Origin of the sequence: Marinobacter profundi, from assembly GCF_002744715.1 — a bacterium.
Lineage (GTDB): Bacteria > Pseudomonadota > Gammaproteobacteria > Pseudomonadales > Oleiphilaceae > Marinobacter > Marinobacter profundi.
On the sequence record NZ_KZ319373.1, the window covers coordinates 59,329 to 72,242 of the forward strand.

Below are 12,914 nucleotides of genomic sequence, written 5' to 3' on the forward strand. Positions count from 1 at the left end.
TTTATTCCTCCTGATGCTTTAAAAAGCATTTCTTATTCTTTTAAGGTTTCCGGCACAAGCGTTATTCTCCCTGCTTTACCTTTGGGAAGCAGGGCATCATGGACTGGCAAGGCTGGTTTTCTCTGGGTCTCGCGGCGACGGCGCTGATCCTGATGAGTGTAGGGCGGTTTGGGCCCCATCTGGTGATGATGGGAGTCCTCGTGGTGCTGAGCGCCAGCGGCATCATCGATGCCAGCCAGACCCTTGCCGGCTTCAGTAACAGTGGTCTGATCACGGTGGTGGCACTGTTTGTGGTGGCGGCCGGGATCCACCATTCCGGGGGCGTCGACCTGGTGGTCAAGCACCTGTTGCGTTCCCCGGGCACTATCCGCAGCGCGCAGGCGCGCATTGCCCTGCCGGTGTCCCTGCTCAGTGGCTTCCTCAACAATACGCCGGTGGTGGCGACCATGATCCCCGCCATCCATGCCTGGTCCCGCAAGATTGGTATTGCGCCGTCCAAGCTGATGATTCCGTTGAGTTACTCGGCCATCCTCGGGGGCACCCTCACACTGATCGGCACCAGTACCAACCTGATTGTCAACGGCCTGTACAAGGACCTGACGGGGGATGAGGGCTTCTCCATTTTCTCCATCACGGCTGTCGGCCTGCCGGTGGCGGTTATTGGCCTCGCTGCCATGTTGCTGGTGCTGCCGCGGTTCCTGCCGGATCGCAAGGACCAGCAGAAATTCGGTTCCATGCGGGAATTTACCCTGGAAGTGGCAGTGGCCTTCGATGGCCCGCTGGTCGGCAAGTCGGTAGGTGAAGCGGGCCTGCGCGAGCTCGAGCGGCTTTACCTGGTGGAGATCGAACGGGATGGCAGCGTGGTGACGGCAGTGCCCTCGGAGGAACGCCTGCGCGGTGGTGACCGGCTGGTGTTCGCCGGCGATACCCAGGCCATTTCCGACCTGTTGCGGATCAACGGTATCGTACCGTCGGTACATGATGATGAGCCCAGCCTTGCCAAGGACCGTGCCGAGCGCCGGCTGGTGGAAGCCGCGCTGTCGCCCCAGTCCGATGTGCTCGGTATGACCATTCGCGATGCCCGTTTCCGTGACCGCTACGGCGCGGTGGTGCTGGCGGTGGCGCGGGGTGGGGAGCGGGTATCCGGTAATCTCGGCAATATCCGCCTCAAGCCCGGTGACGTGCTGTTGCTGGAGGCGCGGCCGGCGTTTGTAAGCCGCCAGCGCTATAACAAGGATTTCCTGCTGATCAACGACCTGGAAACCGAAACCCCACGCCACGATCGTGCCTGGTTGTCCTGGGCCATCCTGGTGGTGCTGGTGGGGGCGGCAGCCTGCGGTGTGCTCAGTATGCTGAACGCGTCGCTGATCGGCGCGGCGTTGATGATGATCAGCGGCTGCTGCTCGGTGACCCAGGCCCAGAAATCGGTGGATGTGCCGGTCATTCTTACTATCGCCGCATCATTCGCCCTGGGGGCGGCCCTCGAGGAGACCGGCGCGGCGGCCTGGCTGGCACAGAACATCCTTCAGCTCAGCAGCGGCCATCCCTTGCTGACCATGATCCTGATTTACATCGCAGTGTCGGTGCTGACGGAAGTGATCACCAACAATGCGGCGGCGGTGCTGATTATCCCGGTGGTCTTGTCGATGACCTCGTCGCTGGGAGTTGCCCCGGAGCCGTTCGTCATCGCGGTGATGATGGCGGCCTCCGCCAGTTTTGCGACGCCGCTGGGCTATCAGACCAACATGATGGTATTTGGTCCCGGAGGCTACCGCTTTACCGATTTTGTGAAAGTCGGGCTGCCGATGAACCTGTTTATCGGGCTGGTAACCGTGGCGGTAATTGCCGTGCTCTATGACATTGCCTGGTGACCGGCGCAGAAACGACAACGGGACCCGAAAGGGTCCCGTTGTTGCTTCATGATGCGGGTACAGAGTGATCAGTTGTTGCTGGGAACAACGACGCGTTCGTCGAATTCGATTTCCATGTCAGTGCCTCGCTTTGGCCGGTTTCCGATGACATCCCGAAAGGGGGTGGTAAAGATGGACTTAGTTTAGCTCGCTGGTCTAGCCCGGCAATCCGTAAAATCCGCATAAGACCAAAGGCCTACCAGCGTCATCATCAGAATTTCTGAACCTTGTCTCCAAAACATTTCGGTTGGCTTTGCGGGCCGCTGTTCCTAAAGTAGGTGTTCCAATCAACCCAGGGAAGGAGGCGTCTTTTTTAATGCAAGTCAGGAACACATCGTCCCGCTTCGGCCTCGTCAGTGTGGTATTGCACTGGCTGGTGGCGCTGGCGGTATTCGGGCTGTTTGGCCTGGGCTATTACATGGTGGACCTGGGCTACTATGATCCCTGGTACCGCAAGGGGCCGGATATCCATCGCAGTATCGGTATCCTGCTGTTTATCGTCATGCTCGGGCGCCTTGCCTGGCGCTGGGGTAACCGGACGCCAGCCCCACTGGCCACCCACAAGCGCTGGGAAGTGCTGACCGCCCACGCGACCCACGGCCTGCTCTATCTACTCATTTTTGTAGCCATGGTGAGCGGTTACCTGATTTCAACTGCCGATGGCTCCGCTATCGATGTGTTCGGCTGGTTCCGTGTGCCATCGGTAACGGGGCAGGTCAAGGGCCTCGAAGACAGCGCCGGTGCCGTCCATTACTGGTCCACCTGGGTGCTGGTACTGCTTGCTGTCACTCACGCCCTCGCCGCGCTGAAGCACCACATCTTTGATCGGGACCAGACCCTCAGGCGTATGTTCGGGCGCTGATGCCCGGGATTAATTCACCATTAACGATTAACTGTTACGCCTTTCATCAAGGGCGATTCATCAAAAAGGGAGAATGACATGAAGAAAACGTTACTCGCATCCGCTGTTGCGCTGTCGGTTATTGCCGGCGCTGCCCAGGCTGACACTCATAGTGGCACTTACGCCTTCGATACCAAGGGCGCCCACCAGTTTGTGACCTTCAAGATTTCCCACCTGGGCTACAGCTGGCTGTATGGCCGCTTCAACGACTTCGACGGCAGCTTCGTCTACGATGCCGAAAATCCGGAGAACAGCTCAGTGCAGGTGACCATCGATACCGCCAGTGTGGACTCCAACCATGCCGAGCGTGACAAGCACCTGCGCAGCGAGGATTTTCTCCATGTCAGCGATTTCGCCCAGGCCACCTTCAAGAGCAAGCGCATTGTGCTGGGTGACGAAGCCGGCGAGGCCGATATCATTGGCGACCTGACCCTGCGTGGCGTTACCAAAGAGGTAACCCTGGATGCCGAGATGCTGGGTCACGGCGAAGATCCCTGGGGCGGTTACCGGATGGGCTTTGAGGCTGAAACCGAGCTGAAGCTGGCGGATTTTGGTATCCCGATGAATCTGGGGCCCGCCGCTGAAACCGTGGAGATTATCATTTCCGTGGAAGGTGTGCGTCAGTAACTGACGCCGGGCCCCGGCGCTGTGTGCCGGGGCCTAGCCCGCCTGATCCTGCTGTAGCCGATCGGCGGTCCGGCAGATGTGGCGCTGCCGCAGGAATTGCCCCACAAATACCACCAGGCCAACCAGCAGGCCGGCGTACAGGTAGGGTTCGGTTACTGACAGAGTGCCGCTGACGGCAAACTCCACCAGTAACATCAGAGCCAGGGCCAGGCTGCCGTTCACCAGTGCGGTAATCAGCGCATAGCCACAGGCTTTCATGTTGGTGATCATAGTCTTCCGCTCTCATCGCTGACTGGTACCGGCTGCAAACAGCCGGCCATACATTGCAAAACGGTCATCTATTCCGGCCAGCCAGAATACGGCCAGGGCGTCATCCCCTCCATTCGGGAATTCCGCTATTGGAAATCCATCGCGGGATTGGTGTATCCGCGCCACCCTCCATATAATGTGCCTCCAGACAGGGCCCCCGGCGGCCTCGGAATTCACAACTGTCAACAAGGGGCATCCATGCCAGAGTTTCAGACGACGGATGAAGGCTTTGAGCGGGTTTCGCTAAGGGATTACACCGAGAAGGCCTACCTCGACTACTCCATGTACGTCATTCTTGACCGGGCGCTCCCCAATGTCGGTGACGGCCTGAAGCCGGTCCAGCGCCGAATCATCTATGCCATGTCGGAGCTGGGGCTGAAGTCCTCCTCGAAGTACAAGAAGTCGGCCCGTACCGTGGGTGATGTGCTGGGTAAGTTCCATCCCCACGGCGACAGTGCCTGTTATGAAGCCATGGTGCTGATGGCCCAGCCGTTCTCCTACCGCTACCCGCTGGTTGACGGTCAAGGCAACTGGGGCTCGCCGGATGATCCCAAGTCCTTTGCCGCCATGCGGTACACCGAGTCCCGCCTGGCTGCCTTCGCCGATGTGTTGCTGGGTGAGCTGGGGCAGGGCACGGTTGACTGGGTGCCCAACTTTGACGGCACCATGGAAGAGCCTTCCGTGCTGCCCGCGCGCTTGCCCCATGTGTTGCTGAACGGCACCACCGGCATCGCCGTGGGCATGGCCACCGACATTCCGCCCCACAACGTGCGTGAGGTGACAGCCGCCTCGATCCGCCTGCTGGACAATCCGGCAGCGTCGGTGGACGACCTGCTGGAACATATCAAGGGTCCGGACTTCCCGACCCGTGCCGAGATCATTACCCCCAGGCGGGATCTGCGCCAGATGTACGAGACCGGCCGCGGCTCCCTGCGGATGCGTGCCCGCTGGATTCGCGAGAACGGTGAAGTGGTGATTACCGATCTGCCCCACCAGGTGTCCGGTAACCGCGTGCTGGAGCAGATTGCGGCACAGATGCAGGCCAAGAAGCTGCCGATGGTCACCGACCTGCGGGATGAGTCCGACCATGAAAACCCGACCCGCCTGGTCATTGTGCCCCGCAACAGCCGGGTGGACCTCGATGGCCTGATGGCGCACCTGTTCGCCAGCACGGATCTGGAAAAAAGCTACCGGGTCAATATCAACGTTATCGGCAATGATGGCCGGCCGGCGGTCAAGGGGCTGCACACCATCCTGTCCGAGTGGCTGGCGTTCCGCCGCGCCACGGTGACCCGCCGCCTGCAGCACCGTCTCGACAAGGTGCTGGCGCGGCTGCACATTCTCGACGGCTTGTTGATTGCCTACCTCAATATCGACGAGGTGATTGCGATCATTCGTAACGAGGACAAGCCCAAGCCCGTGCTGATGGAGCGGTTCGGGTTGTCATCAGACCAGGCGGAAGCCATTCTCGACCTGAAATTGCGCCACCTGGCGAAGCTCGAGGAAATGAAGATCCGTGGCGAACAGGACGAGCTGTCTGCCGAGCGTGACGAGCTGCAGGCCATTCTGGGCTCGGACGAGCGCCTGCGGGCGCTGATCAAGGCGGAACTGCAGGCCGACGCTGAAACCTACGGTGACGACCGTCGTTCGCCGATCGTCGAGCGGGAAGAGGCCCGTGCCTTCAGCGAAACCGACCTGGTCTCCAATGATCCGGTTACCGTCGTGCTGTCCGAGAAAGGCTGGGTGCGCGCCGGCAAGGGCCACGACCTTGACCCGACCGGGCTCAGTTACAAGGCGGGCGACAGCTTCGCCCTGGCCGCCAGGGGCCGGAATAACCAGCAGGCGATCTTCCTCGATTCCACCGGCCGAGCCTACTCACTGATCGCCCACAGTCTGCCGTCGGCACGGGGGCAGGGTGAGCCGCTGACCGGCCGGATCAATCCACCGTCAGGCGCCACCTTTGCCGGCCTGGTGATGGGGGATCCGTCCCGCAAGGTGCTGTTGGTGACGGACGGCGGTTACGGCTTCGTGGCATCGCTGAACGACATGATCAGCAAGAACCGTAATGGCAAGGCTGTGGTTTCCGTGCCCAAGGGGGCGAAAATCATGGCGCCGCTGGTGATTCCGGCGAGTGACAAGCCGCTCTACCTGGGGGCGATCTCCAATGAAGGCCGGATGCTGGTGTTCCCCCTGGGCGAACTGCCGGAGCTGGCCAAGGGCAAGGGTAACAAGATCATCAGTATTCCCTCGGCGCGGGTACAGAACCGCGAGGAGTACGTGGTGGCCGTGGCGGTGTTCAGTGAAGACGACCAGCTGGAGATCCGCGCCGGTAAACGCAAGATGGGCTTGCAGTTCGGCGATCTCGAGCATTATCTGGGTGAGCGTGGCCGCCGCGGCCACAAGCTGCCCCGCGGACTCCAGCGTGTCGACGCTGTCGAGGTGATTCAAGCTGCCAGCAGCGCCAATGCAGAGGAGCAGGCCGACGGTGAGTGAACTGGTTCTGATTAATGTCTCCGGGCGCGACAAGCCCGGGCTCACCTCGGAGATCACCGGCATCATGGGCCGCTACGATGTCCGGATTCTCGATATCGGCCAGGCAGTGATTCACGATCACCTCACCTGGGGCATCCTGGTGGAGATTCCTGACGAGTCCAAGACCTCGCCGGTGATCCGCGACCTGCTGTTCCGGTTGCACGCCCTTGACCTGCAAGTGCGCTTCGCACCGATCACCGTGGCGGAGTACCAGCAGTGGGCGGAAGGCCGTAACCGGGCCTGCTACATCGTGACCCTGCTGTCCCGTGACATCAAGGCCGAGCAGATTGCACGGGTGTCGGCCATTACCGCCCGCCACGGCCTGAATATCGACAACATCACCCGGCTGTCGGCGCGGCCGTCGCTGAATCCCGCCGACAACCGCATTGCCTGTGTCGAATTCTCGGTCCGCGGCACCCCGAAAGACCTCGAGCAGTTGCGCTCGGACTTCCTCCATATCGCTGCGGAAATGAACGTCGACATCGCCTTCCAGGAAGATTCCATTTTCCGCCGCAACCGCCGGCTGGTGGTGTTTGATATGGATTCCACGCTGATCGAGGCGGAAGTCATCGACGAGCTGGCCCTGGAGGCAGGGGTTGGTCCCCAGGTGGCCGAGATTACCGAGCGGGCGATGCAGGGGGAGCTGGATTTCAGTCAGAGCTTTGCCGAGCGCCTGGCGCTGCTGCGGGGGCTGGATGAGTCGGTCCTGGAGGGGATTGCCGGCCGCCTGCGGCTCACCGAAGGTGCCGAGCACCTGATCCGCAGCCTCAAGTCACTGGGCTACCGTACCGCGATCCTTTCCGGCGGCTTTACCTACTTTGCCCGGCATTTGCAGGCCCGGCTGGGCATCGACTATGTCTATGCCAACGAGCTGGAAATCGAGAACGGCAAGGTGACCGGGCGGGTGTCGGGCCAGATCGTGGATGGCAAGCGCAAGGCAGAGTTGCTGCTGGAGATTGCCGGTCGCGAGCACATCTCGCGGGAGCAGGTGATCGCGGTGGGCGATGGTGCCAACGACCTGCCAATGCTGAGCCAGGCCGGCCTGGGAGTGGCATTCCGTGCCAAGCCTCTGGTCAAGGAGTCAGCCCGGCATTCCATCTCGACCCTCGGGCTGGACGCCATCCTCTACCTGATCGGATTCCGCGAAAGCGACAGTCAGCAGTGCTGAGCAACGGCCGGTGCCTGCCGGCCGTTGCCCCGCCTGATGTGCAGTCCCGTTACTGGTCCCCGAAATCGAAGTTCATTTCGGGGACCGGTGCCTGGACGTAGTAGCCCTGGATGTAATTGACTCCGGCCTGCCACAGGCTGGCCATGGTCTGGGCGCTTTCCACCTGGGGAATAATGGTCAGCTTGCCGGCGCTCTGCAGGCTCTTGACCAGTTCGTTGAAGCGGGCCTTGCCTTCGTCGCTCTTCTGCAGGTCCTCGGTGAACGAGCCGTCCACTTTGACGTAGTCCATCTCCACATGCTTGAGCGTGTTGAAGGGGTTGATGGCACAGCCGAACTGGCTGACCGACACCTTGCAATGCAGCTCGTGGAGCGAGCGGGTGAAATCCCGCGCCTGCTTGAGGTAGTTGTTGACGTCGCCTTCGCGGAACTGAAACACCAGGGCGTCACCTGGCAGGCGTGCGGCCTTCAGTGCCACGCTGAGCCAAGAGCTGAATGTCTTGTCCTGCAGGGTCTCGCCGGTGACGTTGATCATCAGCCGGGTGTCGTGACCGCTGGTGCGGTGGGCTGCCAGCTGCCGGATGGTCTGCAGGATGACCCAGCGGTCGATCTTGATGGCCATGTCCGAGGGCCCGGCCGGCGGCAGGAAGTCGTAGGGGGACACTTCCTTGTCATCCTTGTCGAGCATCCGCAGGAACACCTCGTAATGCTCCTCACCTTCGCCCCGCAGGTTGATGATGGGCTGGAACAGCAGGCGGAAGCGGTTTTCCTCAAGGGCCTTCTGGATGGCTTCGATGGAGTTGCCCTCGTCGAGGGTCTCGAAATCGGCAGGGTTGTAGACCACGATGCCGTTGCCGCGTTCATGGCCTTCCTTTTTGCGGACTTCGGCGGATGCCATGTGGGCGCGACCGAGCAGGTCTGCGGCCTTGGGCGAATTCTCGGTGATCGCGGCGATACCGATGCTGGCCGTCAGCTGGGCTGTTCGCCCGCTGATATCAAACAGGTGGTCTTCGAGTTTCTTGCGTATCTGTTCACACAGGCCTGCCATGGTCTTGTCGTCGCAGGGTTGTGCCAGGATGCAGAAGGCGTCGTCGCTCAGCCGGGCGAGGGTGCCCTGTTCGCCGACCAGACTTTGCAGCAGGTTGGCCAGGTCGCCCAGAAGCAGGTCGGAACCGGCAATGCCCACCTGGCCCTTGAGCGCCATGAAGTTGTCGAGCGCCAGGTAGGCGAGCGCGCCGTTCTGGTTGGTCTTGCCGGCGGTGACGATCGCTTCGGCCAGGGCATCCATCAGGTACTGGCGGTTGTACAGCCCGGTCAGCAGATCCTGGCTGCTGATCTGGCGCAGTTTTTCCTCCAGTTCGGCATCACTGTGCTCGGGCTGGAGCACAATCTGGGTACAGGCTTCGCCATCGTAGGTGGCGGAGGAGACTGCCATCACCACATTGAGTTCCTGGTCATCGCTGCGCCGGGCGACGCAGTTCAGGGTCTTGCCGTCCTCGCCCGACTCGGCAAAGGCCTTCATGAAGCTCTTGTATTTTTCCTGGCTGTCCGGGGTCAGGGTGTCGAGCACAGGTATGCAGATCAGCTCGTCAATGTCGTCGTAGCCGAGGAACTCCATGTAGGACTGGTTGGCATAGATGTGCATGCCATCGTTAATGTAGGCAATGGCGTCCTTCGAGCTTTCCAGCAGCAGCTGACAGCGTTGTTCCGCTTCCCGCAGGTGGGAATCGAGGATGCGGCGCCGGCGCCGCTCTTCCAGGGCGTTGAGCTCGCGGTTGACCTTGAGCACCAGCAGGTCGCTGTAGTCGAACGGCACCGTATCCTGGGCACCGGCCTTGATGAACGCGACCGACTGCTCCCGGTTCTCGCTGCTGGTCATCAGAATGAACGGAATGTCCTTGTCCATCCGCCGGATCATTGCCAGCGCCTGTTCCGCGCTGAACTCCTGCTCGGTATCCCTGGCCAGCAACAGATCCCAGTTGCCGGTCTTGATCACTTCCTCAAGGTCTTCCTCGGAAGTGATGCGGTGCGCCCGGGTCGCTCGCCCGGCATTGCGCAGCAGGCTGACCAGTGCTTCCGCATCGTTCTGGGACGGATCAAGGATGAGCAGGTGAACTGTCGGATTCTTTTTCTGCATTCGTCAGAAGTCTCATGAAACGCGATGGCTGTGCCGGCTGGCGCTGGAAACACAAGAACAAGGCAGGAACCTTCCGGGCGCCGAAATGATGAAGGCCGGGCTGTAACTCAGGCATGAATGATGCAGGGGTTGCTCGGCAATAACAACCCCTGCCATGGTCTGCCGTCGCGGAACTGAGAACTGGTTGCGGCCTCAAGCCGGTACCGGGAGGAGTCAGGCGGCCATGGGCCGCCCCGGTGTCTGGTGCAGATGGTCAGAGCGAAGGCCATAACGAGTCGAACTCGTCTTCGCTGGTGCCCTTGACGGTATCGCGGGGGGTGGCGGGTTTTGCGATTCCGGTCAGCTCGCGGTTCTGCAGCTTGAGTTCAAACTGGCTGATGCTGCCGGTCGCTGACACCTGTCGCGACAACATGCCCTGGTCTTCAAAGCCGTCATGAAGCAGCGAGATCCTGCTGCCGGCCTGGAACGGCAGCCGCGGAGTGATCAGCGTTGCCGGCTGGTCTTCGGAACGGATCTCCGGCAGTAACAGGCCCCGCAGGTAGGCGCTGTTGGTGCCCACTTTCTGGATCAGGCGGACGCCGCAGGGCGATGCACTGGGTGCCAGCAGTTCGATCCCGACCTGGGTGCCCTGGTTGCGGACATGGCGGATCCAGCGTACCACGGCGACGCTCCACGGATGGTTGGCCTGCTCACGGATGCCGAGGATTTCACCGGCCTGCAGTGAGGTGGGGATGCTGTTGTCCCAGCTCACGCAGTAGCCGCCCGGGCTGGCGTTCACCAGGGTTGCCTCGTGCGCGACGGGTGCAGCAGTTTCAGTCCTGGCGCTACTGGCGGCAGCGGCGGTACCCTTGCTGCCGCGGAACTGGATAGGGGCGTCGGTGTCATGGCTGGCAGTGCGGACCGGACCGGCATCGTGGGCTTCGGCCCAGACATCCTGCTGGGGCTGCCCGGCAGGTTGCAGGAACACGTTGTCATCAAACCGCGGCCCATGGTTGTCATTGCCGCTGACGAAGTCGTTAAACGATTTCTGCCCGGCGATGAAGTAGTGAGCGGCCGACAGGCCGACACAGATCTGCAGCGAGCCGCGGGTGGTGATCCGGTTGTGGTTGCGCTCGGTCAGGATGCCGAGGGCCTGGCTCAGGTGGCTCAGCAGGGTGTTGTTAACGCTGGCGGGCAATGACAGACCGCTGTCCCGTTGGGCCTGGCGATGGTCGCTGAGGGTTTGCAGATGCGTTCCGATGCGTTCGGACAGGTCGTGGGTGTCGAAGCCGTAGTAGTCCGCGCCAGGAGGTTCGTCGAGAAGGCTGCGATAGGCCGGTGGCGCATCGCAGTCCATATCCACCACGAACAGGGCGCTGGCACGCAGGTCATGGCTGCAGGCAACGTGGTCGGTCCATTGTTCAAACAGATCGTAGGCCTGGTTCAGCTCGTTCTGGCGTAACTGGTTGGGACGCGCGCAGCCCAGCAGCAGGATGCGTTTGTAGCAGTCGTTGACACTGCTGGAGCGGCGATGCACCAGGGTGTCATCCTCCACCGGGAGGTCGGCGAGCCCGTTCAGGACCGCATAGCGATAGAGGTGGTGGCATTCCAGCCAGCTCCTCGCCGGGCTGGGACAATACAGCTGGTGGGCCCGCAGGATGGTGGCGGCCAGTTCGGAGATGGCCCGGTGGCAGCTGGTTGCCAGTAACGGGCGTTGCCGGTCGTTGATGCCGCCCTTCAGCAGGTCGCGGACGCAGAGTTTGTAGCCATTGGCGCAGTGCAGCTGCAGCGCCTGGGACAGATTGGCGATCTTGCGCTGTTTCTCGGGCAGGGCGACGGCCAGTCCGAGGTAGTGGCGTGACAGCTCGTTGCAGACAAAATGGATTTTCGGGCGAATCAGCTCAAGCAGCTGGAGTCGCTGTTGCGGTGGCGCCGACAGGTGAGTGAGCTCGATGATGGCATGGTAGAGCTGGCGTGACGCCTCGCCGATGTTCGCCATGGGCAGGCCATTGACCCAGCTCCGAAACGCTTTCGGGCTGGTCTCGCAAAACGACAGGGTTGTCGCTTTCTGTTCCGGAACATACAGTTCGGGTTTCACGGTTTTGCCATCCTTGTGTTCACGCCATTCGTCAGTGCTTGCAATCGTTATTATCGGGCGCCGTTGTCCGCGGTGTCGCTGCCTGTTTTACGGGCATCATATCGGGGACTTTAAAGGAGCGGGCCGCTGCGCTCAAAGTGACAGTGTCACAAGTTGACAAGATTTGACATCCTGGCCTCTTCAGCGCTTGTGCCGTCGTCCTCGAGTCCCAGGTCGAGCGGGGTCTTGCCGTCCCGGCCGGGGATTTCCCGCACCAGTCTTGGGACCAGGAATCCTGGCAGGCGAGCCTGCAGTTCCCGTGCCAGAGCCCGCGCGCGCTGGTCACTGACATCGAAGTGATGGGCGCCCGCTACCGGGTCGAAGGCATGAAGATAGTAGGGCAGGACGCCGGCGGCAAACAGGGTTTCACTCAGGGTCGCCAACAGGGCGGCGTCATCGTTCACCCCCTGGAGCAAAACGCTCTGGTTCAGCAGCGTAACCCCGGCTGCCCGCAATCGGGCCAGGGCAGTCCGTACCTCATCGTCAATTTCCGCCGGGTGATTGACGTGCAGGACCATAACCACCTGCAGTCGGCTCTGCCGGATCCACGCCAGCAGGCTGTCGCATACCCGCTGGGGAATGACCACTGGCAGCCGCGAGTGGATTCTCACCCGTTGCAGGCTGGCAATGCCGGACAGCTCCGCCATCCAGCGCGCCAGCAGGCGGTCACTCACCGCCAGCGGGTCGCCGCCGCTGAAGATGACTTCGTTGATCTCGGGGGCGGCCCGCAGCACGGCCAGCGCACGTTCCCGTTCCTCGGGGGCCAGGCGATGCTCGCCGTAGGGGAAGTGCCGCCGGAAGCAGTAACGGCAGTTGATGGCGCACTGGCCGGTAATCATCAGCAGCGCCCGGCTGCGGTATTTCCGGATCAGTCCGGTGGCGGGGGTTGCCGCCAGTTCGTCCAGCGGATCACGGACATAGCCCGGTACCTGCTCCTGTTCCTGGTGCAGCGGTAACACCTGGCGTAACAACGGGTCGTCCGGGTCACCGTGGCGGATCCGTGCCAGCCAGGGCCCGGGTACCCGCACCGGAAACAGGCGGTGGCCGGCGGTCGCGCCACCCAGCCAGCGCGCCGGATCAAGACCGAGTCCGGCCAGCAGCGCTTCCGGAGTGGTCACCGAGTCCGATAGCAGTTGTTGCCAGGTGCGGTTGTCGTTATTGGCAAGGCGGGCTTCTATACGGGCAGGAGTTCGCTGTATCATAGCGACCTTCGACAT

The 12,914-nt window shown here is 61.7% G+C and carries 9 protein-coding genes; 5 read left to right on the forward strand and 4 right to left on the reverse strand.

Annotated features, from left to right (window positions below; all coding sequences use genetic code 11):
* Positions 1–98 precede the first annotated feature (98 nt).
* From CLH61_RS13470 to CLH61_RS13480, 3 genes are all read left to right on the forward strand, one after another.
* Positions 99–1,871, forward strand: a complete 1,773-nt coding sequence (locus CLH61_RS13470) for an SLC13 family permease (RefSeq protein ID WP_099615278.1) — start codon at positions 99–101, stop codon at positions 1,869–1,871.
* Between the two features lie 355 nt (positions 1,872–2,226).
* Positions 2,227–2,772: a cytochrome b gene (locus CLH61_RS13475; protein WP_099615279.1), complete on the forward strand. Its 546-nt coding sequence runs from the start codon at positions 2,227–2,229 to the stop codon at positions 2,770–2,772.
* A gap of 78 nt (positions 2,773–2,850) precedes the next feature.
* Positions 2,851–3,438 carry a YceI family protein gene (locus CLH61_RS13480; protein WP_099615280.1) on the forward strand — a complete coding sequence of 196 codons (588 nt, stop codon included), beginning with the start codon at positions 2,851–2,853 and terminating at the stop codon, positions 3,436–3,438.
* Between the two features lie 33 nt (positions 3,439–3,471).
* Here the strand turns inward: CLH61_RS13480 and CLH61_RS13485 are convergent, their stop codons facing one another.
* The gene (locus CLH61_RS13485) at positions 3,472–3,708 is read right to left on the reverse strand and encodes a hypothetical protein (RefSeq protein ID WP_099615281.1); all 237 of its coding nucleotides are present in this window, start codon (positions 3,706–3,708) and stop codon (positions 3,472–3,474) included.
* Positions 3,709–3,945: 237 nt separating this feature from the next.
* Between CLH61_RS13485 and parC the strand changes: the two genes are divergently transcribed.
* Together parC and serB are read left to right on the forward strand one after the other, a co-directional pair.
* Positions 3,946–6,240 (forward strand): DNA topoisomerase IV subunit A, encoded by a 2,295-nt coding sequence (parC, locus tag CLH61_RS13490; RefSeq protein ID WP_099615282.1) that lies wholly within the window; start codon positions 3,946–3,948, stop codon positions 6,238–6,240.
* Complete coding sequence (gene serB / locus CLH61_RS13495) at positions 6,233–7,447, forward strand: phosphoserine phosphatase SerB (RefSeq protein ID WP_099615283.1); 1,215 nt, start codon at positions 6,233–6,235, stop codon at positions 7,445–7,447. The genes parC and serB overlap by 8 nt, the downstream gene beginning before the upstream one ends.
* A 49-nt stretch (positions 7,448–7,496) precedes the next feature.
* Here serB and CLH61_RS13500 read toward each other — a convergent pair whose 3' ends face one another.
* The 3 genes from CLH61_RS13500 to epmB all read right to left on the reverse strand — a co-directional run bounded on the left by CLH61_RS13500 (position 7,497) and on the right by epmB (position 12,899).
* Entirely contained in the window at positions 7,497–9,581 is a 2,085-nt protein-coding gene (locus tag CLH61_RS13500) for an EAL domain-containing response regulator (protein WP_099615284.1), read from the reverse strand.
* A 253-nt stretch (positions 9,582–9,834) separates the two neighbouring features.
* A complete protein-coding gene (locus tag CLH61_RS13505) occupies positions 9,835–11,658 on the reverse strand; it encodes a GTPase (protein WP_228152640.1) in 1,824 nt (607 codons plus the stop codon).
* 146 nt (positions 11,659–11,804) lie between these two features.
* Positions 11,805–12,899 (reverse strand): EF-P beta-lysylation protein EpmB, encoded by a 1,095-nt coding sequence (gene epmB / locus CLH61_RS13510; RefSeq protein WP_099615412.1) that lies wholly within the window; start codon positions 12,897–12,899, stop codon positions 11,805–11,807.
* Between the last annotated feature and the right edge of the window lie 15 nt (positions 12,900–12,914).

Excerpts from the sequence above, each read along its gene's own strand:
- CLH61_RS13470 (WP_099615278.1), top strand. The coding sequence starts at position 99 with ATGGACTGGCAAGGCTGGTTTTCTCTGGGTCTCGCGGCGACGGCGCTG.
- CLH61_RS13475 (WP_099615279.1), top strand. The coding sequence starts at position 2,227 with ATGCAAGTCAGGAACACATCGTCCCGCTTCGGCCTCGTCAGTGTGGTA.
- CLH61_RS13485 (WP_099615281.1), bottom strand. The coding sequence starts at position 3,708 with ATGATCACCAACATGAAAGCCTGTGGCTATGCGCTGATTACCGCACTG.
- epmB (WP_099615412.1), bottom strand. The coding sequence starts at position 12,899 with ATGATACAGCGAACTCCTGCCCGTATAGAAGCCCGCCTTGCCAATAAC.
- parC (WP_099615282.1), top strand. The coding sequence starts at position 3,946 with ATGCCAGAGTTTCAGACGACGGATGAAGGCTTTGAGCGGGTTTCGCTA.
- CLH61_RS13480 (WP_099615280.1), top strand. The coding sequence starts at position 2,851 with ATGAAGAAAACGTTACTCGCATCCGCTGTTGCGCTGTCGGTTATTGCC.
- CLH61_RS13500 (WP_099615284.1), bottom strand. The coding sequence starts at position 9,581 with ATGCAGAAAAAGAATCCGACAGTTCACCTGCTCATCCTTGATCCGTCC.